A 24,479-nucleotide genomic window follows, 5' to 3' on the forward strand; every position below is an offset into this window, starting at 1 on the left:
CAGCTAGTTGCCCGGGATTTCCAGCACTTCCTGCACCCGGCTCGCAGCCACCCCCACCTTTTCGCCGCCCCCCATCAGGAAGATGCGCTTGCCGACCGCGGCAGCACCGTGTCCATGCCGTGGCGTCGGCATCGGCGGCAGGGCCGACCAGCGGTCGGTCTTCGGATCGTAGACCCAGGCATCGGCGAACACCTTGCTGCTCGGGACGAACTGCTCGCCGCCGAAGGCGTACAGCTTGCCGTCATGGGCAGCCGCGGCCAGGCCGCCCTGGGCCTGGGGCAGCGCCGTCTTCGTCTCCCAGCGGTTGGCGGCGGGGTCGTAGACTTCCAGGGTCGCCAGGTTGACCGGGCGCTGCCGGCCGTCGGCCTGCGTCACCATCTGGCGGCCGCCGACCACGTAGATCTTGCCGTCGATGACAGCCGCGGCGGCGCTGTTGCGTGCGGTGGGCGCGTCGGCGATGGGCTCCCAGCGGCCGGAACGCGGATCGAGCGCCTCGCCGCGTGCGGTATCCGTGTGCTGGCTGATGTGCGCCGCAGTGGCGCTGTTCGGGACGCGCCCGCCGATGAAGTAGATCTTCCCCTTGACCGAGGCGACCACGCCTTCGGCCCGCGCCTGCGGCAGCGCCGGGCCGGGCGACCAGCGGTTCGCCCCGGCGTCGTAGACGAACACCGTCGCATGCGCGCGCCAGTCGGGAATCGCGCCGGAGAAGCCGCCGATGCCGTAGATCCTGCCGCCGGCCTCGGCCAGGGCGATATGGTGCCGCCCTTCCGGCAAGGGCGCGAGCGTGGCCCAGCGGCCGGTTTTCACGTCATAAGCTTCGACATGCTCGGTAAAGCCCGGCGCCTGCGAGAGCACGCCGCCTGCCACGATGATCCTGTCGCCGAGCACGGCGGGATAGATCTCCTGCCGCGCGATGGTGGCGTCGGCGGTGCGCGACCACTGCGCGCTGGCCGCTGCCTGTGCCGCGGCCTCGTAAGAGATGGCGCTCAGCGCCAGGGCGAGCATTGCCGGCAGAATGGGTTTCAACTGTTTTTCCTTCGCTTATTGGTCTAGCTGGCTTGGACAAGCTGCATCAGTTGCACTCGCAATCGGTCTTGTCGGTTTTGATCTCCGTCCCCTGATGGAAAGTATTCTTCCATCCTTCCGGTGTCTTCACCCAGACGCGCACGAACCGGCCGCGGAACAGTTTGCTCCCCGGCTGGCGGCTTTTGAAAACGCCCGCCACGACTGCGGTTTTGCCGCCGTCGAGCACCTGGATTTCGGTCGATTCGTTCTCGTACAGCTCGAAACGGAAGTCGCCCCGTTCCAGTGCGGTGATCAGCTCGGTCTTGCTGCGCACCCGGCCCCGGCTTTCCACGTGACGATAATAACGATCCATCAGCATGCGCAGCGCCGACGTATTCCGGTTGAGGATCGCGTTGGCACGCTGACGCTCGACCCGTACCAGGCTTGCCTCGATGTCGGATCGGTGTGCCGTGTTCTGCACGGGCTGGGCCGCCGTCCCAAAGACGGTGCATGACAAGGCGAGCGTGGTGGCGAGTAGCCTGGCGCACATTGAAGCGTTCATCGCGCGGTTCTGGATAAGCATTGATCGTGAATTGCATCATAGCAGCGTGGCTGGTTGCAGAACATGGATCGCTGTGGCCGGCAAAGCCCTTCACCCTACGACCGACGAAAAAAAACCGGGGACGTGTCCCCGGTTTTCATCGAACACCGACAAGCGCTGCGATTACAGGTGCGGCGTAATCGACGGCATCAGGTCATCGAAGGTGCGGCCGCTGGCGTTTTCGCCGATGGCGTGCATCTTCCACTCGCCGTTGTGGCGGTACAGCTTGGCCATCACCTGGGCGGTGTGGGCGCCCTGCACCGACAGGTCGTAGCGCGCCACTTCCTTGTTGCCGGAGGCGTCGAGCAGGCGGCAGTAGGCGTTCTGCACTTGCGAGAAGTTCTGGCCGGTGAAGCTGTTCACGGTGAACACGAGCGATTTCACGGTGCCTGGCACGGCGGAGAGATCGACGTTGATCTGCTCGTCGTCGCCGTCGCCGGCGCCGGTGCGGTTGTCACCGGTGTGGACAATGCTGCCGTCCTTGCTTTTCAGCTGGCGGAACCAGACCACGTCGACCGGGCGGTTCGACTCGTCGAACATGACGACCGAGGCGTCGAGGTCGACGCTTTCGGTCTTGGCGCCGAAGCCGAGGAAGCCCTTGGTCTTGATGGCGTCCCAGCCCAGGCCCATGGTGACACGGGTGAGTGCGCCGCCGCCCTCTTTCGAGAGCGAGATTTTCTGGCCTTTTTGCAGACTGACTGACATTGCGTTACTCCTAGTTGTGGGCGTCGCGGGAAGCGACGCTTAGCGGGCCGGTGCCTGCATCCAGGCCTTGAAAGCGGCGCGGTTACGCGAACACACGTAGACCTTGCCCTTGCCCGAAAAGCGCAGCACCATGCCCTCGCCGCTGGTTTGGCTGTTGATCAGGTTGCCCAGGAAGCCGCCGCTGGTGCCGGTCGTGATCGAGATCTCGTAGCGCAGCGTGCTGTCCCAGCACACGACGTGCGAGTTGTCGATGATCGCGTCCTTGCCCGGCTCGACGTCCAGCATCGACATCGATCCGAAGCCCGACACCACCACTTGCCCCTGGCCGCCCGTCTCGGTGACGAAGAAGCCGCCGCTGTTGGCGAAGAGCGCATTGCCGAGGTTCTGGGTGCGCACTTTCAGTTCGACGCCGGAGCTGGCGGCGACGAAGGCGCCGTCGCTGATGATGTACTGGTTCGGGCCGCAGTCGACGATCTGCATCGCCCCCGGCAGCGTCGGCGAGAGCAGGCAGTCGCCGTTCCCGCGCGTCGCTTCGATGTGCTGCTGGAAGAACGATTCGCCGTTGGCGAAGGTGCGCATCAGTGCACTGCCGAGCCCGCCCCGCATCTTGCCCTTCAGGTCGAGGGTCGATTCCATCATCACCATCGCGTCGGATTCGCAATAGATGGTTTCGCCCTGACGCATCGACACATGCAGGAAGGGATCGACATCCCCGGTCACGGTAAAAGTTGGCATTTGTTTTGGCTTCCTAGTTGAGAGCGGTCTCCTGCGCGGAGACCGCGTACCTGTTAGTTAGACGTTGACGCCGTAGTTCTTGGCGAGTGGCCCGAGGCCGCCCTGGAAGCCCTGGCCAATGGCGCGGAATTTCCAGTCGGCGCCGTTACGATACACCTCGCCGAAGATCATCGCAGCTTCCGTCGAGCCGTCTTCCGACAGGTCGTAGCGGGCGATTTCCGCATCGCCGTTGGCGTTGATGCAGCGGATGAAGGCCTTGCCGACCATGCCGAAGTTCTGGCGGCGGGTGTCGGCGTCGTGGATGGTCACGGCCAGCACGATCTTGTCGACGTCGGCCGGCACCTTGGTCAGGTCGACGGAGACGACTTCGTCGTCGCCCGCGCCTTCGCCGGTCTTGTTGTCGCCCGAGTGAACGACCGAACCGTCGGCCGACTTCAGGTTGTTGTAGAAGATGAAGTCGGCGTCGGAGCGGACTTTGCCGGACGAGTTCAGCATGAACACTGCGCCGTCGAGGTCGAAGGCGGCGCCGTCGGTGGCGCGGGTATCCCAGCCGAGGCCGACCTTCAGGTTGGTCAGGCCAGGGGCTTCTTTCGACAGGTTGACGTTACCGCCTTTTTGCAGACTGATTGCCATGATGTGTATCTCCTTAGTGGATGGACTACTTTTTTGAACACCGGGTTTTACCACGCGCAGCGAGCTGGTGTTCTGCCGCTCGCCGTGCGGTTCGTGCTGCGCAGCGTTGATGGGCGCTGCGCGAAATCCTGTGCTGCTGTGCTTGCCTTGTAACGCGTGGGCATGGGTGCCCGGTGAACCTGTCATTGAGGCCATTGGCCTCAATGACCCCATACGGTGCACAACCGTGCGTAGCAAGATCATGCACCGTTGGCGGTTGCGTAACGTAGGGCGGGCATGCCCGCGTTTGCAACGTTCCCGCATCCGGGACGGTGGCAACCTACCGCCACCGCCCGTCCTGCTTACGCCAATTCCTTGGCGCCATGCCCTTCCAGAGCGGCATGCTTCTTCTTGTACTGGATCGACGACCACAGCGAAGCCGCAATGAAGGCCACACCGGTCAGACCCGTCACCAGCTCAGGCACGTGGACATGCATACTTGCCAGCATGATCACCGCCAGGATACCGATCGCGTAGTGCGCGCCGTGTTCCAGGTACACGAACTCGTCCAGCGTGCCCTTCTTGACCAGGTAGACCGTCATCGAACGCACGAACATCGCGCCGATCGCCAGGCCCAGCATGATGATCACGACATCCGAGGTGATCGCGAATGCGCCGATCACGCCGTCGAAGGAGAAGGATGCGTCCAGCACTTCGAGATACAGGAAGCCGCCGATACCGCCGCGCTTGACCATGTCGCCCACGTTGCTGTTTTCATCCGACTCGCTCTTCTCGAGCAGGCTGCTGATCATGTCCACGCCGACGTAGACCAGAATGCCGTAGATACCTGCGACCAGAACGATCATCCTTTGAGCATCCGCAACGAAGGTCGATGCGAACAGCAGGGCCGCCAGCGAGATCATCACCGAGATCGAGGAGACCTTGCCCAGCGAACCGAGCTTCTTCTCGAAATTGCCCAGCCAGTGGGTTTCCTTCTCATCGTCCAGCAGGAAGTTCAGGAAGACCAGCAGCAGGAACATACCACCGAAGGCCGCCACTTCCGCATGGTGCGCCGTCAGGTGGCCGGAGAACGATTTCGGATCGTTGATGGCCAGATTCCAGACTTCGGTCAGGCCCAGGTCGGCCGCCACCGCGACGATGACGATCGGGAACACCAGACGCATACCGAACACGGCGATGATCATGCCGAGGCCCAGGAACAGCTTCAGCCAGAACTCGTCCCAGCCCTTGAGCACCGAGGCGTTCACCACGGCGTTGTCGAAGGACAGCGAGACTTCCATCACCGACAGGATGGTCGCGATACCGATTGCCGTCAGCGCGCCGGAGACGCCGCCATGCTCGTAACCCCACCATCCCGCCAATGCCAGACAGATGATCGTGACGAGGAATGATCCTCGGAAGTGCTTCATGTTGGTTTCCCCTTATAGAAAATTTGTTTCATCTTAAATCCCTCTCAATGTTGAATTGATGGAACGCAGTGTACGGCTGTGCAGACTATTGAAAAAGCGAAGATAATCGAAGCATTACTTCGAAAAAACAGAAGAGATGAAAAACGCAGGCACCAATTTCCGCCACCTGTATTATTTTTGGGTCGTTGCCAAAGAGGGAAGTATTACACGCGCCGCCGAGCGTTTGGGACTTGCCGTACAGACCGTCAGCAGCCAGATCACCCTGCTCGAGCAGGCCGTCGGCAAATCCCTGTTCACCCAGCAGGGCCGTCGCCTCGTGCTGAGCGAGGCGGGCCGCCTGGCGCTCACCTATGCTGACCAGATCTTTCTGCTGGGCGAGCAGATGCAGGACGCGCTTGACCAGAGTTCCACCTTGCGCACCCGCTTGTCGGTCGGCATTTCCGACTCGCTGCCGAAACTGACCGCCTACCGCCTACTGGAGGCGACCACGCGCTTGAGTACGCCGGTGCGCCTGGTGTGCTCCGAGGATTCCTACGAGGCCCTGCTGGCCGACCTCGCCCTGCACAAGCTTGACGTCGTGCTGACCGACCGCGCCTTGCCCTCAGGCAGCACCCTGCGCGTGTTCAGCCATATGCTGTTCGAGAGCGAGATGACGGTGGTCGGCACGGCGGCACTTGCCACCCAATACGCGCAGGACTTCCCGCAGAGACTGAATGGCGCGCCTTTCCTGCTACCGACACGCAATAATGCCTTGCGCGTGAAAATCGACGAATGGTTCGAATTGCAGGGCGTGCATCCGGACGTGGTCGGCGAGTTCGAGGATAACGCCTTGCTCAACACCTTCGGCCGGCGCGGCCTGGGGCTGTTCTTTGCGCCGGCGGCGCTGGCGACCGACCTGGCTGAACAATTGCAGGCGGTGCTGGTGGGCCGGGTGTCCGAGGTGCGCGAACAGTTTTATGCGATCTCGAACGAGCGCAAGATCCAGCATCCGGCGGTCGAGGCGATCCTCGCATCGGTGCACCACGGCATGCTCGGCGGCGGTTGAGCCCGGCCAGCTTGTACAATGCTCATCGTTGTGCCTCTTATCAACTCAGCTTTTATATGGAAAATATTTTATTTGTCGTTCTGGCACTCTTCCTCGTTGCCCTGAACGGCTTCTTCGTGGCGGCCGAATTCGGCATCGTCACGTTGCGCAAGACCCGCGTGCGCGCCATCGCGAAAACCACCGGCCTGCGCGGGCGCATCCTGGCCAAGGTGCACGGCCAGCTCGACGAATACCTGTCGGCCTGCCAGCTCGGCATCACCCTCGCCTCGCTCGGCCTGGGCTGGGTCGGCGAACCGGCGTTCGCCAGCCTGCTCGAACCGCTGTTTGCCCTGGTCGGCGTCACCTCGCCGCAAATCATCCACGGCGTCTCCTTCGTGGTCGCCTTCAGCGTCATCTCCTTCCTCCACATCGTGGTCGGCGAACTGGCGCCGAAATCGCTGGCGATCCGCATTCCCGAAGTCGTCGCGCTGTGGTGCGCCCTGCCCCTCTATGGTTTCTACTGGGCCATGTACCCGGCGATCTGGCTGCTGAACAAGAGCGCGAATGGCGTGCTGCGCCTGGCGGGCCTGGCCGGGGCCGGCAGCCACGACACCCATTATTCGACCGACGAGCTGAAGCTGATCCTGCGCACGAATACCAGCACCGGGAAAGAAAAATTCACGCACGACGAGCGCCACATCCTGGCGCAGTCGCTCGAGTTTTCGGAGATGGCCGTGTCCGACCTGATGCGTCCGATTAACGAAGTGATCGCGCTGCACGAAGACCTGTCGATCGAGGAAAACCTGGATACGGTGCGCCGCAACCGCTTCTCGCGCTACCCGTATTTCGACGAGGAAGGCGAAGAGGTGCTGGGCGTGATCCACCTGAAGGATCTGTTCTTCGCCCAGCAGTCGGGCAAGGACATCAGCGACCTGTCGCAATACCTGCGCCCGGTCGAGACGATCTCGGCGCGCACGCCGGCCCAGGACATCTTCCGCCGCTTCCGTACCGGCGCCCCGCACTTCGCCCTGATCGGCGAAAAGGGCAAGCGCCCGGTCGGTTTTATTACGCTCGACAATCTGCTGGGTGCGATGGTCGGCGAGATCCGCGACGAATTCCGGATGAACGAAAACGACTGGCTGCCGCAGTCGGACGGCACCTATATCGGCAAGGCGTCGCTGCCGATCTATTCGCTCGAACGCCTGCTCGGGATCGACATCGACAACGAGGAGATGGGCCTGGACGACGTCGAATCCGTCGGCGGGCTCCTGATGGCGAAGCTGGGCGACATCCCGAAGCAGGGGCAGCGCATCGAGTTTCCGAAGTTCGACGTGGTCGTCAAGAAGACCAACGGGCCGCGTATCCTCTTGGTCAAGGTGATTCCGCAGTTGGAACGCGGTGAAGATCACGACGATAACGGCTGAGTTATCGGGCTATATTGGTGTTACAAACCGGGAAACCGGTTTTCTGTTTGCATGGGTATAATGTTTCTTTGGAAATTCCCATAGTTCACAGTGAGGCCCCCATGAGCGTGCGTCTGCGTAACAACGTCACCGTCTCCGGTTCCGGGCCCACCACCATCGTCTTCGCCCACGGTTTCGGCTGCGACCAGGTCGTGTGGCGCTTCATGGCGCCCGCCTTCGAAGCGCGCTACCGCGTCGTGGTCTTCGACCTGGTCGGCAGCGGCAACTCCGACCTGACCGCCTACGACCGCGAGCGCTACGCCAGCCTGCACGCCTATGCCGACGACCTGCTGGAGATCATCGACGATCTCGGCGGCGGCCCGGTCGTGTACGTCGGCCATTCGGTCAGCACGATGATCGGCCTGCTGGCCGGCATCAAGGCGCCCGCGCGCTTCCTGGCCCAGGTGATGATCGCGCCCTCCCCCTGCTTCGTCGACGATGCCGGCTACCACGGCGGGTTCAGCCGCGGCGACATCGAGGAGCTGCTCGAGACCATGGATGCGAACTACCTCGGCTGGTCGAGCAGCATGGGCCCGGTGATCATGGGCGCGCCCAATCGGCCGCAGCTGGGCGTCGAGCTGACGAATAATTTCTGCCGCAACGATCCCGACATCGCCAAGCACTTCGGGCGCGTGACCTTCCTCGCCGATCACCGCGCCGACCTCGAACATGCCACCGTGCCGACGCTGATCCTGCAATGCAGCGACGACCTGATCGCCCCCGCTGAAGTGGGCGACTACCTGCATCGCAGACTGGCCGGCAGCGTGCTGCGCCGGGTACGCAATGTGGGCCACTGCCCCCACATGAGCGCGCCGGAGGAATGCGTGCACTTCACCAAGGAATTCCTCGCCAGCCTGGGGCAGCCCGCGTGACCCGCCTGCCTGGCGACGATGCGTTGTACCAGCACGCCGCCTGCGGCCTCCTGCTGACCGACGCCGCCGGGCTGATCCTGCGCGTGAATGCGACCCTGTGCCGCTGGCTGGGCTGTTCGGCCACCGCGCTGATCGGCAAGGTGCGCATCCTCGACCGCTTTCCCGTCGGCGCGCGGCTGTTCCACCAGACCCATTGCCTGCCCCTGCTGCAGGTGCAGGGTTCGGTGGCGCAGATGCAGGTCGATATCCGCGACAGCGCCGGGCAGCGGGTGCCGGTGCTGGTCAACATCGTGCGGCGCACGGTCGACGGCGAGGTGTTCGACGAGTGGGCCATGTTCGCCGTGAACGAACGGCGCTCCTACGAACGCGAGCTGGTGGCGGCGCGCAAGAGCGCAGAGCACGCGCTCGAGGCCCGGCTCGAGGCCGAGACCCAGCTGCGCTCCCTGAACGACGCCCTCTCCGACGCCGACCGCCGCAAGGACGAATTCCTTGCCACGCTCTCGCACGAGCTGCGCAACCCGCTGGCGCCGATGCGCAGCGCCCTTGAGATCCTGAAGCTCGAACACGCCGCCGGCGGAAGTCCCGAGAAGCGGCCCCTGCTCGACGTGTTCGACCGCCAGCTGCACCACCTGACGCACCTGGTGGACGACCTGATGGAAGTCTCGCGCATCACCCAGGGCCGCATGGAACTGCGCTGCGAACAGGTCGTGCTGGCCGACATCGTGCAGGACGCGGCGGACGACGTCGCGGCCATGGTGCGCGAGGCCGGACACACGTTCTCGGTCGCCATCGCGGCGCCGCACGCGGTGGTCGATGCCGACCCGACGCGCCTGTTCCAGGTCGTGGTCAACCTGCTGACGAACGCCTGCAAATACACCCCCAACGGCGGCGCCATCAGCCTGACCCTGTCGGCCGAAGGCCAGGAAGCCGTGATCGCCGTGCGCGATTCCGGCATCGGCATCCCGGCCCACGCCCTCGGCAGCGTATTCGACATGTTCTCGCAACTGAAGCCGGCCCTGGATCGCTCGAAGGGCGGCCTCGGTATCGGCCTGGCCCTGGTGCGCGGCATCCTGGCCCTGCACGGCGGCAGCATCCGGGCCGACAGCGAGGGAGAGAACCGCGGCAGCACCTTCACCGTGCGCCTGCCGCTGGCGCCGGTGCAGGCGACGCCGGCCTCGATCCAGTCCGCGCCCGATGCCGTCCAGCCGGCCAGCGTGCTGGTGGTGGACGACAACGTCGACGCCGCCGAGACCCTGCTCATGTTCCTGGAACTCTCCGGCTGCCAGGCGCGCGTCGCGCACTCGGCGGGCGAGGCGCTCGGCGTGCTGGAAGGGTTCACGCCGCAAGTGGCCCTGTTCGACATTGGCCTGCCCGACATGAATGGCTACGAACTCGCCCGCCGCGTGCGCCTGCTGCCCGGCGGCGCGGACATGCTGCTGGTGGCGGCCACCGGCTGGGGCCAGGAGTCGGACAAGCGGCTGGCCTTCGATGCGGGCTTCGATCATCATCTGACGAAGCCGATTGATTTCGACAAGTTGCGAGCGTTGTTGGCGGGGGCGTGAGGCCGCGGCAACGCACATGTTGGAACGCGTGGGCTCGGGGAGCCCACCCTACGGTGCTGAAAATGCGTGGAGTCAGGACTCCACCCTACGAACCGCGCTGATTGTAGGGTGGAGTCCTGACTCCACGCAGTACTGCGCAAACAGGGCCAGGGCCGGCATTCGGCCCCGTCCCGCCCTCGCTCACGGATTGCGCGTCACCCGCCACACCGTATTCGCCAAATCATCCGCCACGATGAGCGCCCCGCGCGGATCGACGGTCACGCCGACCGGCCGCCCGCGCGTCTTGCCATCCGCATCGCGGAAGCCGCTGACGAAATCGACCGGCGCACCGGCCGGACGCCCGTTTGCGAACGGCACGAAGACCACCTTGTAACCGACCGGATTCTTCGTGTTCCAGCTGCCGTGCTCGCCGACGAAGACGCCCCTGGCAAAGGCGTCGCCCATCACCGGCGACGAGAAGGCCACGCCCAGCGCCGCGACGTGCGCACCCAGGCTGTAATCGGGCTTGATGGCGGCGGCGACCTTTTCCGGATTGCCGGGCTTGACCCGCGTGTCGACGTTCTGGCCCCAGTAGCTGTACGGCCAGCCATAGAAGCCGCCCTCGCGCACCGAGGTCAGGTAGTCGGGCACCAGATCCGGCCCGATCTCGTCGCGTTCGTTGACCACCGCCCACAGCTGCCCGGTCTCCGGCTGGATCGCCAGTGCCGTCGGATTGCGCAGGCCGGTCGCGAAGGGTTTATAGGCGCCCGTGTTGACGTCGATCTGCCACACCATCGCGCGGTCGACTTCCGCTTCCATGCCGCGCTCGGTGATGTTGCTGTTCGAGCCGATCCCGACATAGGCGAAACGCCCGTCGGGACTCATGGTCATCGCCTTTGTCCAGTGGTGGTTGATCTCGGACGGCAGTTGCGTGATCGTCTTCGGCGCGCCCGCGGCCGTGGTCTGCCCTTCCTGGTAATCGAAGCTGACCAGGGCATCCTGGTTGGCGACATACAGCTTGCCGTTGGCGAAGCCCAGGCCGTAAGGGGCGTTCAGCTTGTCGGCGAACACGGTCTTGAGCTCGTAGCGGCCGTCCTTGTCGGCGTCGCGCAGCAGGGTCAGGCGGTTGCCGCTCTTGACCTTGGTATTGCCCTTGGCCTTGATATAGCCGGCGATGACGTCCTTCGGCTTCAGCTTGGCCGCGCTGCCGCCGCGGCCTTCGGCCACCAGGATATCGCCATTCGGCAGCACCAGGGTCTGGCGCGGAATCTGCAGGTCGGTTGCGATTGCCGTGATGGTGTACCCCTGCGGCACGACCGGCTTGCGCTCGCCCCAGGCTTCCGGCTCGGCGATCTTCATGTCGGGCAGCAGGCCGCGCTGGGGCGCGGGCAGCTTCGGATCGGGGCCGTGCGCCAGGGTCTTGCTTCCCTCGTCGCTGCAGGCGCCCAGCAGCAGCGCCATTCCCAGCAATGCCAATGTGTTCGCGCGTTTCATTGCACACCTCCCACGCGTGGCTTCAGTGCGATCCAGGCCGTCACCAGGATCATGATGGTGACGATGATCGACAGCACCAGGCCGGCTGGCATGACGGCCCAGGCGTCCTTTGCGTGCTGGAAGGCGTTCCCCAGGCCCAGCACCCAGGTTGCCAGGAGCAGCACGAAGTACATCAGCGGCTGGCCCGACTTGCGCGGCGCCCGCAGCAGCGCGACCAAGGCGAACAGCAAGGCGAGCCCGGAGAAGAGCAAACCACCCGCCAGCAGCCAGGAGGCGAAATTGCTCCACTGGATCTGGTAGGTATTGTGGTAGGCGATATCGCTCAGCAAGGTACCCAGGAACAGGGGCACCGTTCCTGCAAGCAGGATCGTATGGAGCGGCCCTGGCGGGCTGCGATAGGCCGGGGTGGCCGTGGACACAGAAGACATGGAAGGCCTTATCAATGGATTTTATTATCGAAAGCATATCGAGTTATCGACAATGCCGTCGCATAATTAAATCCGGCTCAGTCCCCCTTCTGCCTGACGATCGGATCGCGCGTCCCCGTCCACTCGCTCACCAGCGAATAGCCGACCGCCAGCAGCACCGGCCCGATGAACATGCCGACCACGCCGAAGGCGATCACCCCGCCCAGTACGCCGAGCAGGGTGAGCAGGAAGGGCAGGCTGGTGCCGCGGCTGATCAGCATCGGGCGCACGACGTTGTCGACGCCGCTGATGAGCACCGTCCCCCAGATCACCATGAAGATGCCCCAGCCCGTGCTGCCCTGGGCGAACAGCCAGATCGCCGCCCCGCCCCAGATCAGCGGCGGGCCGAAAGGCACGAGCGAGATGACGAAGACCAGGATCGACAGCAGCGGCACGGCCGGCACCCCGGCCATCGAAAAGCCGATCGCCGCCACCAGCGCCTGCGCCAGCGCCGTGCCCAGCAGGCCGTACATGACGCCGCGCGTGGTCTGGCTGATGATGTCGGTAACTGATTCGGCGCCCTCCCCCATCACCTTGTTCATCATGCTGCCCGTGACGGCGATCAGCGCATGGCCGTCGCGGTAGACGAAGAAGCTGACAAAGGCGGCCAGGCTCATCTGCACGACGCCGGTGCCGAGCATCAGCCCGCCCGCCATCAGGTAGCGCCGCGCCGGCTCGACCATGCGCTGGGCCAGGGCCAGCATCTGCTCGCGGCTGGCGACCAGCTGGCGCAGGTAATTGTCGATGACTTCGCCGAGGAAGGGCAGCTCGCGGATCCATTGCGGCGGCAGCAGTTCGCCATGCTCGAGCGCGTAGCGCATCTGGCCGAAGGTAGTGGCGACGTCGTCGGCCAGGTTGTAGGCGACGGTGGCAAGCGGGATGATGACGAGCAGGGTCAGCGACAGCGTCATCGTCAGCGCGGCCAGCGTGCGCCGCCCGTGCATGGCGGCCAGCAGGCGCAGGTACAAGGGCCAGGACGAGATGACGACGGCGACCGCGAACAGGATCGCCGGCAGGAAGGGCTTGAGGACGAACAGGCAGCCCAGCGTGAGCAGGACGACCGTGGCGATGCGGGTGTAGTTTCTGCCGATTGGCTTTTCCATGTGTCCCCGTCAACGTAACAGAAGCCTGAGAAACCGTAGCGAGCGGAAGAGGTTTGGCTGAGACGCGCAGCTGTACAATTGTACAGCGAGCATCGCAGGCCTAAGCTACGACGCGCAGTAGGTTTATCAGGCTTCCATCTACAACAGTTGGCGCAGGTCGTGGGCGATCGGCGCCGGGCCCTGGCCGTGGCGCAGGAACAGGCGCACCCGCCCTTCCTTGTCGAACACATAGCTGCCGGCCGTGTGATCCACCGTGTAGCTGCCCGGCTCCTTGCCCGGCACTTTCGAGACGAAGACCTTGAATTCCTTGGCCGTCTGCGCGGTCTGCTCCGGCGTGCCGCGCAGGCCGAGGAAGCGCGTGTCGAAGGCCGGCACGTAGGACGCGAGCAGTTCCTGGGTATCGCGCTCCGGATCGAGGGTGACGAACAGCACCTGCACGTCATTGGCCGAGGGCCCGAGTTCCTTCATCACCGCGGCCATCTCGGCCATCGTGGTCGGGCACACGTCCGGGCACTGGGTATAGCCGAAGAACAGCACCACCAGCTTGCCGCGGAAGTCGGCCAGGGTACGCGCCTTGCCCGTGTGGTCGGTCAGCGAAAAGCCCTTGGCATAATCGAGCCCGGTCAGATCCGTGTTCTGGAAGGCGGCCGGTTTCGAGGACAGCTTGTCGCAGCCGGCGCTCAGCAAGGCGACGGCGACCATGGCCGCGGTGATCAGTCTTTTCATGTCAGAACTTAAAATAGTGATCGACCAGCAGCGCCGCGAACAGCAGCGACAGGTACAGGATCGAGTAGGCAAAGGCGCGGCGCGCCGTCTGGTCGCTGTAGTGCTTGTGCACGCGCCAGGCGTGGCGCAGGAACAGGGCATTCAGGACGATCGCCGCCGCCAGGTAGATCAGGCCGCTCATGCGCACGGCGTAGGGCAGCAAGGTGGTCGCGGCCAGCGCCAGCGAATACAGCCAGACCTGCTGGCCGGTATAGGCCATGCCGTGGGTGATCGGCAGCATCGGCAGGCCGGAGCGGGCATAGTCCTCGCGCCGGTACATGGCCAGCGCCCAGAAATGCGGCGGCGTCCACACGAAAATGATCAACACCAGCAACCAGGCCTGCATCGGTACTTCGTTGGCCACGGCCGCCCAGCCCAGCGCCGGCGGCATCGCGCCCGACAGGCCGCCGATGACGATGTTCTGCGGCGTCGCCGGCTTCAGGTAGATGGTGTAGATCACGGCGTAGCCGACGAAGGTGACGAAGGTCAGCCACATGGTGAGCGCGTTGACGAAGGCGTACAGCACCCACATGCCGAGACCGCCGATGATCGCGGAAAAGACCATGGTCTGGTTGCGCGTCAGTTCGCCGCGCGCGGTGGCGCGGCGGGCGGTGCGGGCCATGCGCGCGTCGATCTCGGCTTCGATCAGGCAGTTGACGGCGAAAGCGGCGCCGGCCAGCAGCCAGATGCCGGCAGTCCCGGCGATCAGCACGCGCCAGCCGGGAAAGCCGTCGGTGGCCAGGAACATGCCGATGATGGCGCAGAAAACGGCGAGCTGGGTTACCCGGGGCTTGGTCAGCGTCCAGTATTGGGAGATGCGGCTGGTGGGTCGGAGGGCGGTCTGGGTGGTCATCGATACGAGTTCGCAGGAACGTCGGCATTCGCGGGGGTGCGCTGCGACACGTCGAGCAGGTGCTCCACCTTGTAGTTTAACATGGTCACCAGCAGGACGAGGAGTGCCGCCCCTGCGTTATGCAACACAGCAATGGCCAGCGGGAAGTCGAAAAACACCGTCGCCACGCCCGTGAACAGCTGGGCCAGCAGTACCGCGCCGATGAGTTGACCCGTGCGGCGCAGCGCCGGCTGGCGCGCCGCGTGCCATGCGGTCAGGCCCAGCACCAGGGTCACGACAATGGCGAAATTGCGGTGCACCCAATGGATCGCCACCAGCGCCGAGAATTGCAAATAGTGCCCGGCCGCCGTCTTGCCCAGTTCGCGCCACAGGGTAAAGCCATGCTCGAAGTCCATTTCTGGCACCAGTTTGCCGTCGCAGAGCGGGAATTCGTCGCAGGCCAGGGTCGCGTAGTTAGTGCTCACCCACCCGCCGAGCGCGATCTGCACCACCAGCACCACGGCCGCCACCAGCGCCAGCGTGCGCAGCGCGCGCAGGCCGGCCAGGTCGCGGCTCGGCGCCGGCGGCTTTAAAAGGAAATCCTCGCGTCCGCCCAGCCAGGCCAGCATCGCCAGCAAGCCCATGCCGAGCAGCAGGTGGATGGTGACGATGACCGGCTGCAGTTTCAGGGTCACCGTCCAGGCGCCGAAGGCGCCCTGGATGCAGACGAAGACGAACAGCGCCACCGGCAGCGCCGGGGCAAACGCCTGCTGGTGCGTTTTGCGCCACTGGCGGATCGACTGGAACATCAGCGCCATGATCAGCACGCCGATGCCCATCGCCAGGTAGCGGTGGATCATCTCGATCCATGCTTTGACTTTGGTGACCGGCCCGGTCGGCATGAGGGCCTCGGCCGCGGCGATCTGCTCGTGCGCGATAAAGGGATTGGCGGCGCCGTAGCAGCCCGGCCAGTCCGGGCAGCCCAGACCGGAATCGGTGAGCCGGGTGAAGCCGCCGAAGACGATCAGGTCGAAGGTGAGAAAGGCCATCACCCAGACCAGCTTGCGGTACTTGTTGGCGTCGGAGGACAGCCAGACCATGGTCAGCGGGATGCTGGCGATGAAGATGCCCATCAGGGCCAGCTGGAACAGGGTCGATGCGTTCATGTTCATTGCTTGCTCGATCCCGTCATCCGATCGCCGAGGCCTTCAGGAGCTTGGCCAGATCCTTGTGTACCTTGCGCGGATCCGGGTCTTTCGGGAAGCGCATCATGACGTTGCTGCGCGGGTCGATCAGGAAGATGTGGTCGTCGAGCGTCGTCCCGATCTCGACCGGCAGCCAGCGCGAGAGCTGCTCGCGCGGCACCCGCAGCATGTGCACGTCGTCGTACTGGCGGATCAGCATGGTGTCGATCGGCGCGTCGTCGGTGATCAGCCAGACGCGCTCGACGCGGCTCATGTTCTTGCCCTGCATGGTGCGCAGCTGGCGCATCGCGAACAGCTGCTTCTGGCAGGCGTCAAGGCAGGCGCCGCCGCCGACCTTCACCATGATCCACTTGCCGGCGAGTTGCTCGAGCGTCTCCGGACGGCCGTCGAGGGTCGTGCTGGCGAGTTTCGGCATCGGGTGCGCGCGCTGGTCGATGAAGGCGCCGTAGTTCGTGCGCCCTTCCGGCTTGATGATGTAATAGGTGACATACGAGGCGATGATCGGCGCGGCGCACACCAGCAACAGTACGATCAGCTTCAGGCGGCCATTCCAGCGGGCCTTGTTTGCCTCCCTTGCGGCGACTTCAGACTGCTTGTTTTGTTCCACTTCGAAATCCTGTCATCACGAAAAATAGGGCCGCCATGGCCGCCAATGCATACCACTGGAATGCGTAGCCGCGGTGCTTGTCGACGCCGAAGTCCGGCGCCGGCCACTCGCGCACCAGGCCCTCGTCCTGCCCTGCTCCCGCCTGTTGCACGAAGAAGGGCTGCAGCGCCACGCCGCTGGCGCGCGCCACCGTCTCGATGTCGAGGTTCTGCACGCGCGTGCCCGGCTTCGGATCGGCAGCGCCGCCGAGCTGCATCAGCTTGCCGGCGCTGAGCGTGGCCACGCCCTCGATCGTCACCGTGCCCGGCGGCGTTTGAAATGCCGGCAAGCGCGCATAATCCTGCGCATCGCGCGGCAACCACCCGCGCAGCACCAGCACATGTTGTTCCGAACCCGCTATTTTAAACGGCATCGCCAGGATGAATCCGGCCCGCCCGTTCAGCGGCCGGTTATCGAGAAACAGCGGCCACTCCGCCACCCACTGCCCGGTGACACGCACCCGCCGGTATTCGATATCCCCGGGCGCCGGCACGCTGCCTGTCTCGCCGCGCACCGTAGGGTGGGCACCCGTGCCCACGCGTTCGTGCCCAAGCACACTACCACCGTCCCCAAGCACCAGAGGCGCGGCCGCACCACGCTCGGCCAGCTTCGCAGCAACGCCAAGCTTCTCCTCCGCCCGCCGCGTCTGCCAATTGCCCAGCACGATCCCGAGCACCACCAGCACCACCGTTGCCACGAACGGAATGACCCTAAACCGGAACGCCAAACGCATTACAATGAACCCTTACTCGATACCGCCGGCCTGCACATGAAAATCTTTGTCGCCATCGCCTTCATCCTCATCATCGCCAGCCTCGGCTCGGCGCTGTTCTTCCTGATGAAGGACAAGGGCCGCAGCAACCGCACGGTGCAGGCACTGGCGATGCGCGTGGGCCTGTCGATCACCCTCTTCCTGATCCTGCTCGCTTCCTACAAGATGGGCTGGATCCAGCCCACCGGCATCCGCTGAGCTCGGCCGTAGATGTGACAAGGGACAGCCGGTCAGGCTGTCCCCCTTATGCCAGCCTGCCGACTGGTTACAGCCAGTACACCACGACGTAGAGGCCGAGCCAGACCACGTCGACGAAGTGCCAGTACCAGGCCGCGCCTTCGAAACCGAAGTGGTGATCGGCCGTGAAGTGGCCGCGCAGCACGCGGTACAGCACCACCGACAGCATGATCGCGCCCATCGTCACGTGGAAGCCGTGGAAACCGGTCAGCATGAAGAAGGTCGAGCCGTAGATGCCCGAGGTCAGCTTCAGGTTCAGTTCCTGGTAGGCGTGCATGTATTCATAGACCTGGAAGCCCATGAAGACCGCGCCCAACAGGATGGTGGCGAACAGCCAGACCGCGGTGTTGCGGCGGTGGCCGGCGCGCAGCGCGTGGTGCGAGATCGTCAGCGTCACGCCCGAGAGCAGCAGCAAGGCCGTGTTGATGGTCGGGATCGGGAACGGGCCCATGGTGTTGAAGGCGTCGACCGTGCCGGCCGGGCCGGTGTTGCCCCAGTTGCCGGCGAAGTCGGGCCACAGCACCTTGTGGTCGAGGTCGGCCAGCCAGGGCATCGAGATCGCGCGCGCATAGAACAGCGCGCCGAAGAAGGCGGCAAAGAACATCACTTCGGAGAAGATGAACCAGCTCATCGACCAACGGAAGGACAGGTCGATGTTGCGGCTGTACTGGCCCGATTCCGACTCCTTGATGGCGTCGCCGAACCAGAAGTACAGGACGGTCAGCATCGCGACGATGCCGGCCAGGCAGACGGCCGGCCCCCAGGAGGCGCTGTTGACCCAGCCGGACGCGCCCAGCATGGTCACCAGCATCGAGATGCCGCCGGCCATCGGCCACATCGAGGGGCCCGGCACGAAATAATGCGGCGCGGTCTTTGACACACTCATCTTCATCTCCTGGATCGTTGTTCTAATGCGTTGAATTGAAATGCCTGAAACTTGTTTCTATGAGACTGCCATCCTCACCAGCAGCAACAGCACACCGATAAATATCGCCAAGCCCAGCAGCGCCGCCACGATCACGTGGAAGGGGTTCAGGTTCACCGCGTCGTCCTCATAATCGCGCCGCTTGCGCACCCCGAAGAAGGACCAGAACACCGCCTTCATCGAGGCCAAAAACGAGGCCTTCCTGCTGCGCTGGGTCGGTTCCATCAACCCGGTTCCATCAGTTCGCCGCCACCGCGCCGGATATTTCGAAGAAGGTGTACGACAGCGTGATGTTCTTCACTTCCTTCGGCAGCTTTGGATCGATGAAGAATACCACCGGCATCTGGCGCGCCTCGTTCGGCTTCATGAGCTGCTCGCGGAAGCAGAAGCATTCCACCTTCTTGAAATGCGGCGTCGCCACCTGCGGCGCGTAGCTCGGAATCGCCTGGGCCTTGACCGCCCGCCCTTGCGTGTTCACGACCTCGTACACGACGGTGGCCAGTTCGCCCGGATGCACCTGGATCGAACGCGTGGTCGGGCGGAAGCGCCACGGCCCCTGCGCATTCCCGTCGAGTTCCACCGTGATCAGGCGCGTCTTGTCGACCTGCGTGTTTTCCGGCCGCTCGACCGTGCCGTCCTGCTGGGTCAGCACGTTGATGCCGAGTACCTCGCACATCTGGCGATACACCGGCACCAGCGCATAGCCGAAGCCGAACATCGCCACCGCCACCACCACCAGCTTGCCGAGGGTGGAGCGGTTCAGGCGCAGGCGCTCTTTAGCCGTGTAACTCATTTACATGAACCACATGCGCTTGACGATCACCGCCGCGAAGAAGAAGGCCGCGATCACGCACAGGATCAGGGCCGTCTTGCCGTTGTTCGGCTTCTTACGGGTATTCATTTACTTCACCAGCGGCGGGTTCTCGAAGGTGTGGAACGGCGCCGGGCTCGGCACGGTCCACTCCAGGCCTTCCGCGCCTTCCCATGGCTTCGCATCGGCTTTCGGGCCGCCCTTGATGGTCGGCAGCACGACGGCGAACAGGAAGTACACCTGCGACAGGCCGAAGCCGAAGGCGCCCACCGAGACGATCATGTTGAAGTCGGTGAACTGGACAGCATAGTCCGCATAGCGGCGCGGCATGCCGGCCAGGCCCAGGAAGTGCATCGGGAAGAAGGTGATATTAAAGGTGATCAGCGACAGCCAGAAGTGCATCTTGCCGCGGCCTTCCGGATACATGTGGCCCGTCCACTTCGGCGCCCAGTAATAGAAGCCGGCGAACAGCGCGAACAGCGAACCGGCCACCAGCACGTAGTGGAAGTGCGCCACCACGTAATAGGTGTCGTGCACCTGGATGTCGATCGGGGTCACGGCCAGGATCAGGCCGGTGAAGCCGCCCATGGTGAACACGAAGATGAAGCCGACGGCGAACAGCATCGGCGTCTCGAAGGTCATCGAGCCCTTCCACATGGTGGCGACCCAGTTGAACACCTTCACGCCGGTCGGCACCGCGATCAGCATGGTGGCGTACATGAAGAACAGCTGCGAGGTCACCGGCATGCCGGTGGTGAACATGTGGTGCGCCCAGACGATGAAGGACAGCACGGCGATCGAGGCGGTCGCGTAGACCATCGAGGCGTAGCCGAACAGCGGTTTGCGGGCAAAGGCCGGCAGGATCTGCGAGACGATGCCGAAGGCCGGCAGAATCATGATATAGACCTCGGGGTGGCCGAAGAACCAGAAGATGTGCTGGTACATGACCGGGTCGCCGCCGCCGGCGGCGTTGAAGAACGAGGTGCCGAAGTGGCGGTCGGTCAGGGTCATGGTGATGGCGCCGGCGAGCACCGGCATCACGGCGATCAGCAGGAAGGCGGTGATCAGCCAGGTCCAGCAGAACATCGGCATCTTCATCAGGGTCATGCCGGGCGCGCGCATGTTGAGGATGGTGACGATGATGTTGATGGAACCCATGATCGACGAGGCGCCCATGATGTGCATGGCAAAAATCGCCATGTCCATGCCAGGGCCCATCTGGGTCGACAGCGGCGCATACAGCGTCCAGCCGGCGGCGGTGGCGCCGCCCGGCGAGAAGAAGGAACCGGCCAGCAGCAAGGCCGCCGGCGGCAGCAGCCAGAACGAGAAGTTGTTCATGCGCGCGAACGCCATGTCGGACGCGCCCACCTGCAGCGGGATCATCCAGTTGGCGAAGCCGACGAAGGCCGGCATGATCGCGCCGAACACCATCACCAAGCCGTGCATGGTGGTCAGCTGGTTGAAGAACTCGGGGCGGAAGAACTGCAGGCCGGGCTGGAACAGCTCGGTGCGGATCATCAGCGCCAGCACGCCGCCCGAGAGCAGCATGATGAACGAGAACCACAGGTACAGGGTACCGATGTCCTTGTGGTTGGTGGCGAACAGCCAGCGGCGGGCGCCGGTCGGCATGTCGTGCGCGTGGTCATGGCCGTGGTGGTCGTCGTGCGTATGGTCGAGAGTGCTGGTAGTCATGTCAGTGTCCTGAAAACTTTACTACGTTACTTGCTGCGCGCAGCCAGAACCTCGGCCGGTTGAACGATGTTTTCCGCGGCCTTGTTCGACCAGGTATTGCGGGTGTAGGTGATGACGGCTGCGATGTCCGAGTCCGACAGCTGCTTCCAGCCCGGCATGGCCGAGGCGTAGGCCGGGGTGTCCTGGCCGTTGAGCAGCACGTCGATCTGGTGCGCCTTGGCGCCGTTGACCACCTGCGAACCGTCGAGCGGCGCGAAGGCGTTCGGCACGCCCTTGCCGTTGGCCTGGTGGCAGGCCACGCAGTTGGCGGCGTAGACGGCTTCGCCCTTGGTCTTCAGTTCGTCGATGGTCCAGACCTTGGTCGGATCGTCGGCCAGGGCGGCCATTTTCTTCTTCTCGCCGGCGACCCAGGCCGTGTAATCCTCGGCCGAGACCACGCGCACCACGATCGGCATGAAGGCGTGATCCTTGCCGCACAGTTCGACGCAGTTGCCGCGGTAGACGCCGATCTTGTCGGCCTTGAACCAGCCGTCGCGCACGAAGCCGGGAATCGCATCCTGCTTGATGGCGAAGGCGGGAATCGTCCAGGCGTGGATCACGTCGTTGGCGGTCAGCACCATGCGGATCTTCTTGCCGACCGGGACGACCATTTCGTTGTCGACTTCGAGCAGGTAGTTTTCGCCGCGCGGCTCGGTGTTGGCGACGCCCGGCTCGCCGATCTGGCTGCGCGGGGTGGACAGGTTCGACAGGAAGCTGATGCCTTCGCCCTCGCCCTTCAGGTAGTCGTAGCCCCATTTCCACTGCATACCGGTCGCCTTGATGGTGATGTCGGCGTTCGAGGTGTCTTTCAGGTCGACGACGGTCTTGGTGGCGGGCAGCGCCATGCCGATGACGATCAGGAAGGGAACGACGGTCCAGGCGATTTCGACAGCGGTCGATTCGTGGAAGGTGGCCGGTTTGTGGCCGAGGGATTTGCGGTGCTTGAACACCGAATAGAACATGACGCCGAAGACGCCGATGAAGATGATGAGGCAGATCAGCATCATCCAGTTGTGCAAGCTGTAGATGTCAGCGCCGATCCCAGTCACCGGAGGTTGCATGTTCAACTGGTGTTCCACCGGCCGCCCCGTGATCTCCGGCGCAGCCAGTGCCGGGATACTGGTCCATACTGCGAGACCGAGCACCATGGCGTGAAGTCGCTTTGCATATGTCATGAATTGTCCCCAACCACCCAAAATAAGAATATTTTTAAACGGTCAGCAATTCCATGAACGAACCGCCGCCGCTCCGAAACCAGTTGCAAGTCGGTTCCCGGCGGCATGGCGTGTAGACGCATAACGGCTTGAACCATACGCGTCCACCAGCAACTGCAAAACACACTGACGGGCGCGAAACTTGCGGATGCTGCTTTTTCAATTTTCTAATTCTTCTCCCATTCCCTCCCGTTTTTCAACGTTTACGAGGCGCTGGGCGAAAAAATAGTCATTGATTATACTCAAATCGCTAATTTTTATTCAAGGAAAATTGCCGCTAAGGCTGTGTTATTTCGTGCATTAAAGCATCAATTCTTGCCGCTTGGGGCTTGCTGCTGGGAGTGGTTCATGCTAGCGCTCGGGTTGCTTCCGGTACGAGCGTGGGCATGCCGACCCTACGTTACGCAACCGCCGTGACGTTACCGCTTTTCACATCACGGTTTGCGCGGCCGGAACTGCACGATCGCCTCCCCCGCCGCCGTCGTCTTCGGCACCGGCCGGAACGCATGGCCGTAAATCACCTCGAAGCTCAGCCCGATCTTGCCGTCCGCACCGCGCATGGCTTCCAGCGCATCGACCATGCGCCGCCAGGCCGCGCGCCCGATCAGCCCGCGCCGGCGCGTGGCCAGCGGATTGCCGCCGATCGCGCGCACGTCGGCCAGCAGCGCCGCCACCGTGCCATAGGTGACCGTGATGCGTTCGGCATCCATCACCGGCGTCGAGAAACCCGCTTCGACGAGCTGGTCGCCGAAGTCGTGCATGTCCACGAACGGTAATGTATGCGGCGTCTCGTCGAGCGCGGCAAAAGCGGTGCGCAGCTCCTTGAAGGTATCGGGGCCGAAATTCGAGAACATCAGCAGTCCGTCCACGCGCAGCACGCGGCGCCATTCGGCGAACACGCGGTCGGGTTGGGGATGCCAGTGCAGCGCCAGGTTCGACCACACCAGGTCGACCGAGTTCGGGCCGAATGGCAGGCTACCGAAGTCGCCGCAAAGAAGATCGACGCCGGCCTTGGCCGGCATCAGACGGCTGAGCATGCCGTTGAGCGAACGCATGGGGGCCGCCGGCGCCTTGGCGCCTTCCAGCATGGCCGGGGAGGCGTCGATGCCGACGATCTGGGCCGCCGGATAGGTCTTTTGCAGGGTGCCGAGGTCGGGCCCGGCGCCGCAGCCGGCGTCGATCACGCGCTGGGGCACGATTTTGACCAGGCTGAGCCGTTCGTGCATGCGCGCGGCGATCTCGCGGCGCAGGAAGTCGGCAGGCGCCACGCGCTGCGGTTCCGCGAACAGCGCACGCACGCGCTCCGCGTCAATCGGTGCGCTCATTTTCGATGGGGACGAGGGAGAAGCCATGATTCTGTTGCGTTCAAATGAGATAATGGCGGGAGTGTACATGGTTGCGGACGCTGGAGCAGATGAGGGAGCAGATGAGCGCATCGCTGGTCGAACGCATGGGGTTGTTGTCGCTGCGCCGGCCGCGTGGCCTGGCGCGTGGACTGGTGCATGCGCTGCTGCCCTGCTCTTGCGCGCTGTGCGGCGAACTGGCCGCCGAGCCGGTCTGCGCGCACTGCACGCTCGGCTACGCGGGGCTGGACGGCGCGCGCTGCCCCTGCTGCGCCAACCCGCTCGGCGCCGGCGAGACGGCGGGGCAAACCTGCGCCGCCTGCCTGGCCGGCGCCCCCGCCTACGACGCCACGCTGGCCGCGAGCGACTATGCGGCGCCGCTCGACGGCCTCGTGCTGGGACTGAAATTCGGCGGGCGCCTGCCGCTGGCGCCCTGGTTCGCGGCCCGCATGCGCGACGCCGTACTGGCGCAGCCGGGCTGGCCCCTGCCCAATCTGCTCTGCCCTGTGCCGCTGGGACCGGCCCGCCTGCGTGAGCGCGGCTTCAATCAGGCCCTCGAGATCGCCCGGCCGCTGGCCGCCATGCTCGGCGTCGCCCTGCAGCCGCGTCTGGCAAGACGGACGTTGGAGACGGCGGCGCAGTCGGGCGTGGCCCCGCGCGAACGTGCGGGTAACATCCGCGGCGCCTTCGCGATCGAAGCGGAAATGGTGCCGCTGGTCGAAGGACGGCATGTCGGCGTCGTCGACGACGTCATGACCAGTGGGCACACCCTGAACGAACTGGCCGCCACGCTAAAGGCGGCGGGCGCGGCGCGCGTCTCGAATCTCGTATTCGCACGCACGCCACCACATTAATTAGGAGCCCGAGAAGCCGTAGCGAGCGGAAGGAGTGTTGACCGAGAAGCGCAGCTGTACGGAGGTACAGCGAGCATCGCAGGCCAACAATC

The 24,479-nt window shown here is 64.2% G+C and carries 26 protein-coding genes; 6 read left to right on the top strand and 20 right to left on the bottom strand.

Translation table 11 applies throughout. The features are described from left to right. Positions 1–3: 3 nt before the first annotated feature. The 6 genes from ASF77_RS10035 to ASF77_RS10060 form a co-directional block, all read right to left on the bottom strand. Positions 4–1,026 carry a kelch repeat-containing protein gene (locus tag ASF77_RS10035; protein ID WP_082493688.1) on the bottom strand — a complete coding sequence of 341 codons (1,023 nt, stop codon included), beginning with the start codon at positions 1,024–1,026 and terminating at the stop codon, positions 4–6. A gap of 46 nt (positions 1,027–1,072) precedes the next feature. Continuing rightward, a complete protein-coding gene (locus ASF77_RS10040; RefSeq protein ID WP_082493689.1) occupies positions 1,073–1,588 on the bottom strand; it encodes a nuclear transport factor 2 family protein in 516 nt (171 codons plus the stop codon). A gap of 141 nt (positions 1,589–1,729) precedes the next feature. Next, on the bottom strand, positions 1,730–2,311 hold the full coding sequence (locus ASF77_RS10045) for a TerD family protein (RefSeq protein ID WP_056338515.1): 582 nt from the start codon (positions 2,309–2,311) through the stop codon (positions 1,730–1,732). 39 nt (positions 2,312–2,350) lie between these two features. Next, entirely contained in the window at positions 2,351–3,046 is a 696-nt protein-coding gene (locus ASF77_RS10050) for a TIGR00266 family protein (RefSeq protein ID WP_056338518.1), read from the bottom strand. A gap of 57 nt (positions 3,047–3,103) precedes the next feature. Further along, positions 3,104–3,679, bottom strand: coding sequence for a TerD family protein (locus ASF77_RS10055; RefSeq protein ID WP_056338520.1), 576 nt, complete (start codon positions 3,677–3,679; stop codon positions 3,104–3,106). Between the two features lie 341 nt (positions 3,680–4,020). Next, on the bottom strand, positions 4,021–5,088 hold the full coding sequence (locus tag ASF77_RS10060; RefSeq protein WP_056338521.1) for a DUF475 domain-containing protein: 1,068 nt from the start codon (positions 5,086–5,088) through the stop codon (positions 4,021–4,023). A gap of 136 nt (positions 5,089–5,224) precedes the next feature. Here ASF77_RS10060 and nhaR point away from each other — a divergent pair, with 136 nt between their 5' ends. The 4 genes from nhaR to ASF77_RS10080 all read left to right on the top strand — a co-directional run bounded on the left by nhaR (position 5,225) and on the right by ASF77_RS10080 (position 10,009). Further along, positions 5,225–6,133, top strand: coding sequence for a transcriptional activator NhaR (nhaR, locus tag ASF77_RS10065; RefSeq protein WP_056338524.1), 909 nt, complete (start codon positions 5,225–5,227; stop codon positions 6,131–6,133). Between the two features lie 56 nt (positions 6,134–6,189). Beyond that, the gene (locus ASF77_RS10070; protein WP_056338527.1) at positions 6,190–7,536 is read left to right on the top strand and encodes a hemolysin family protein; all 1,347 of its coding nucleotides are present in this window, start codon (positions 6,190–6,192) and stop codon (positions 7,534–7,536) included. Between the two features lie 101 nt (positions 7,537–7,637). Then, positions 7,638–8,447, top strand: a complete 810-nt coding sequence (locus ASF77_RS10075; protein WP_056338530.1) for an alpha/beta fold hydrolase — start codon at positions 7,638–7,640, stop codon at positions 8,445–8,447. After that, positions 8,444–10,009 (top strand): ATP-binding protein, encoded by a 1,566-nt coding sequence (locus ASF77_RS10080; RefSeq protein ID WP_229445358.1) that lies wholly within the window; start codon positions 8,444–8,446, stop codon positions 10,007–10,009. The genes ASF77_RS10075 and ASF77_RS10080 overlap by 4 nt, the downstream gene beginning before the upstream one ends. Positions 10,010–10,189: 180 nt before the next feature. On the opposite strand, the gene ASF77_RS10085 is transcribed toward ASF77_RS10080, so the two are convergent. The 8 genes from ASF77_RS10085 to ASF77_RS10120 all read right to left on the bottom strand — a co-directional run bounded on the left by ASF77_RS10085 (position 10,190) and on the right by ASF77_RS10120 (position 17,233). Further along, positions 10,190–11,482 carry a sorbosone dehydrogenase family protein gene (locus ASF77_RS10085; protein ID WP_056338535.1) on the bottom strand — a complete coding sequence of 431 codons (1,293 nt, stop codon included), beginning with the start codon at positions 11,480–11,482 and terminating at the stop codon, positions 10,190–10,192. After that, complete coding sequence (locus ASF77_RS10090; RefSeq protein WP_056338539.1) at positions 11,479–11,910, bottom strand: DUF2231 domain-containing protein; 432 nt, start codon at positions 11,908–11,910, stop codon at positions 11,479–11,481. Before ASF77_RS10090 ends, ASF77_RS10085 begins: the two co-directional genes overlap by 4 nt. Positions 11,911–11,987: 77 nt before the next feature. Beyond that, on the bottom strand, positions 11,988–13,052 hold the full coding sequence (locus ASF77_RS10095) for an AI-2E family transporter (protein WP_056338541.1): 1,065 nt from the start codon (positions 13,050–13,052) through the stop codon (positions 11,988–11,990). 138 nt (positions 13,053–13,190) lie between these two features. After that, positions 13,191–13,778 carry an SCO family protein gene (locus ASF77_RS10100; protein WP_056338544.1) on the bottom strand — a complete coding sequence of 196 codons (588 nt, stop codon included), beginning with the start codon at positions 13,776–13,778 and terminating at the stop codon, positions 13,191–13,193. Position 13,779: 1 nt separating this feature from the next. After that, positions 13,780–14,670, bottom strand: coding sequence for a heme o synthase (gene cyoE / locus ASF77_RS10105; RefSeq protein WP_056338548.1), 891 nt, complete (start codon positions 14,668–14,670; stop codon positions 13,780–13,782). Further along, positions 14,667–15,815 carry a COX15/CtaA family protein gene (locus ASF77_RS10110; RefSeq protein ID WP_082493716.1) on the bottom strand — a complete coding sequence of 383 codons (1,149 nt, stop codon included), beginning with the start codon at positions 15,813–15,815 and terminating at the stop codon, positions 14,667–14,669. Before ASF77_RS10110 ends, cyoE begins: the two co-directional genes overlap by 4 nt. 22 nt (positions 15,816–15,837) lie before the next feature. Further along, positions 15,838–16,461 carry a hypothetical protein gene (locus tag ASF77_RS10115; protein WP_056338553.1) on the bottom strand — a complete coding sequence of 208 codons (624 nt, stop codon included), beginning with the start codon at positions 16,459–16,461 and terminating at the stop codon, positions 15,838–15,840. After that, complete coding sequence (locus ASF77_RS10120; protein ID WP_056338555.1) at positions 16,439–17,233, bottom strand: SURF1 family protein; 795 nt, start codon at positions 17,231–17,233, stop codon at positions 16,439–16,441. The genes ASF77_RS10115 and ASF77_RS10120 overlap by 23 nt, the downstream gene beginning before the upstream one ends. Positions 17,234–17,269: 36 nt before the next feature. Between ASF77_RS10120 and ASF77_RS10125 the strand changes: the two genes are divergently transcribed. Beyond that, positions 17,270–17,470: a twin transmembrane helix small protein gene (locus ASF77_RS10125; RefSeq protein ID WP_056338558.1), complete on the top strand. Its 201-nt coding sequence runs from the start codon at positions 17,270–17,272 to the stop codon at positions 17,468–17,470. Between the two features lie 67 nt (positions 17,471–17,537). Here ASF77_RS10125 and ASF77_RS10130 read toward each other — a convergent pair whose 3' ends face one another. The 6 genes from ASF77_RS10130 to ASF77_RS10155 form a co-directional block, all read right to left on the bottom strand. Next, positions 17,538–18,395, bottom strand: coding sequence for a cytochrome c oxidase subunit 3 (locus tag ASF77_RS10130; RefSeq protein ID WP_056338560.1), 858 nt, complete (start codon positions 18,393–18,395; stop codon positions 17,538–17,540). Positions 18,396–18,452: 57 nt separating this feature from the next. Beyond that, positions 18,453–18,659, bottom strand: a complete 207-nt coding sequence (locus ASF77_RS10135) for a DUF2970 domain-containing protein (RefSeq protein WP_056338563.1) — start codon at positions 18,657–18,659, stop codon at positions 18,453–18,455. A 13-nt stretch (positions 18,660–18,672) separates the two neighbouring features. Beyond that, complete coding sequence (locus ASF77_RS10140) at positions 18,673–19,227, bottom strand: cytochrome c oxidase assembly protein (protein ID WP_056338566.1); 555 nt, start codon at positions 19,225–19,227, stop codon at positions 18,673–18,675. A 108-nt stretch (positions 19,228–19,335) separates the two neighbouring features. Further along, positions 19,336–20,937 carry a cytochrome c oxidase subunit I gene (gene ctaD, locus ASF77_RS10145; protein ID WP_056338568.1) on the bottom strand — a complete coding sequence of 534 codons (1,602 nt, stop codon included), beginning with the start codon at positions 20,935–20,937 and terminating at the stop codon, positions 19,336–19,338. Between the two features lie 26 nt (positions 20,938–20,963). Next, positions 20,964–22,151, bottom strand: a complete 1,188-nt coding sequence (gene coxB, locus ASF77_RS10150; protein ID WP_082493690.1) for a cytochrome c oxidase subunit II — start codon at positions 22,149–22,151, stop codon at positions 20,964–20,966. 473 nt (positions 22,152–22,624) lie between these two features. Beyond that, positions 22,625–23,515: a methyltransferase domain-containing protein gene (locus tag ASF77_RS10155; RefSeq protein WP_082493691.1), complete on the bottom strand. Its 891-nt coding sequence runs from the start codon at positions 23,513–23,515 to the stop codon at positions 22,625–22,627. A gap of 101 nt (positions 23,516–23,616) precedes the next feature. Between ASF77_RS10155 and ASF77_RS10160 the strand changes: the two genes are divergently transcribed. Next, the gene (locus tag ASF77_RS10160; protein ID WP_229445359.1) at positions 23,617–24,387 is read left to right on the top strand and encodes a ComF family protein; all 771 of its coding nucleotides are present in this window, start codon (positions 23,617–23,619) and stop codon (positions 24,385–24,387) included. The last annotated feature ends 92 nt before the right edge of the window (positions 24,388–24,479 follow it).

The organism is Massilia sp. Leaf139 (genome assembly GCF_001424165.1).
In the GTDB taxonomy this organism is placed as follows: Bacteria; Pseudomonadota; Gammaproteobacteria; order Burkholderiales; family Burkholderiaceae_D; genus Telluria.

Coding starts and splice junctions, on each gene's coding strand:
- coxB (WP_082493690.1), bottom strand. CDS start 22,151: ATGACATATGCAAAGCGACTTCACGCCATGGTGCTCGGTCTCGCAGTA.
- nhaR (WP_056338524.1), top strand. CDS start 5,225: ATGAAAAACGCAGGCACCAATTTCCGCCACCTGTATTATTTTTGGGTC.
- ASF77_RS10075 (WP_056338530.1), top strand. CDS start 7,638: ATGAGCGTGCGTCTGCGTAACAACGTCACCGTCTCCGGTTCCGGGCCC.
- ASF77_RS10090 (WP_056338539.1), bottom strand. CDS start 11,910: ATGTCTTCTGTGTCCACGGCCACCCCGGCCTATCGCAGCCCGCCAGGG.
- ASF77_RS10120 (WP_056338555.1), bottom strand. CDS start 17,233: ATGCGTTTGGCGTTCCGGTTTAGGGTCATTCCGTTCGTGGCAACGGTG.
- cyoE (WP_056338548.1), bottom strand. CDS start 14,670: ATGACCACCCAGACCGCCCTCCGACCCACCAGCCGCATCTCCCAATAC.
- ASF77_RS10050 (WP_056338518.1), bottom strand. CDS start 3,046: ATGCCAACTTTTACCGTGACCGGGGATGTCGATCCCTTCCTGCATGTG.
- ASF77_RS10140 (WP_056338566.1), bottom strand. CDS start 19,227: ATGAGTTACACGGCTAAAGAGCGCCTGCGCCTGAACCGCTCCACCCTC.
- ASF77_RS10160 (WP_229445359.1), top strand. CDS start 23,617: ATGAGCGCATCGCTGGTCGAACGCATGGGGTTGTTGTCGCTGCGCCGG.
- ASF77_RS10060 (WP_056338521.1), bottom strand. CDS start 5,088: ATGAAGCACTTCCGAGGATCATTCCTCGTCACGATCATCTGTCTGGCA.
- ASF77_RS10055 (WP_056338520.1), bottom strand. CDS start 3,679: ATGGCAATCAGTCTGCAAAAAGGCGGTAACGTCAACCTGTCGAAAGAA.
- ASF77_RS10040 (WP_082493689.1), bottom strand. CDS start 1,588: ATGCTTATCCAGAACCGCGCGATGAACGCTTCAATGTGCGCCAGGCTA.
- ASF77_RS10085 (WP_056338535.1), bottom strand. CDS start 11,482: ATGAAACGCGCGAACACATTGGCATTGCTGGGAATGGCGCTGCTGCTG.
- ctaD (WP_056338568.1), bottom strand. CDS start 20,937: ATGACTACCAGCACTCTCGACCATACGCACGACGACCACCACGGCCAT.
- ASF77_RS10100 (WP_056338544.1), bottom strand. CDS start 13,778: ATGAAAAGACTGATCACCGCGGCCATGGTCGCCGTCGCCTTGCTGAGC.
- ASF77_RS10045 (WP_056338515.1), bottom strand. CDS start 2,311: ATGTCAGTCAGTCTGCAAAAAGGCCAGAAAATCTCGCTCTCGAAAGAG.
- ASF77_RS10135 (WP_056338563.1), bottom strand. CDS start 18,659: ATGGAACCGACCCAGCGCAGCAGGAAGGCCTCGTTTTTGGCCTCGATG.
- ASF77_RS10070 (WP_056338527.1), top strand. CDS start 6,190: ATGGAAAATATTTTATTTGTCGTTCTGGCACTCTTCCTCGTTGCCCTG.
- ASF77_RS10155 (WP_082493691.1), bottom strand. CDS start 23,515: ATGAGCGCACCGATTGACGCGGAGCGCGTGCGTGCGCTGTTCGCGGAA.
- ASF77_RS10110 (WP_082493716.1), bottom strand. CDS start 15,815: ATGAACGCATCGACCCTGTTCCAGCTGGCCCTGATGGGCATCTTCATC.
- ASF77_RS10095 (WP_056338541.1), bottom strand. CDS start 13,052: ATGGAAAAGCCAATCGGCAGAAACTACACCCGCATCGCCACGGTCGTC.
- ASF77_RS10125 (WP_056338558.1), top strand. CDS start 17,270: ATGAAAATCTTTGTCGCCATCGCCTTCATCCTCATCATCGCCAGCCTC.
- ASF77_RS10130 (WP_056338560.1), bottom strand. CDS start 18,395: ATGAGTGTGTCAAAGACCGCGCCGCATTATTTCGTGCCGGGCCCCTCG.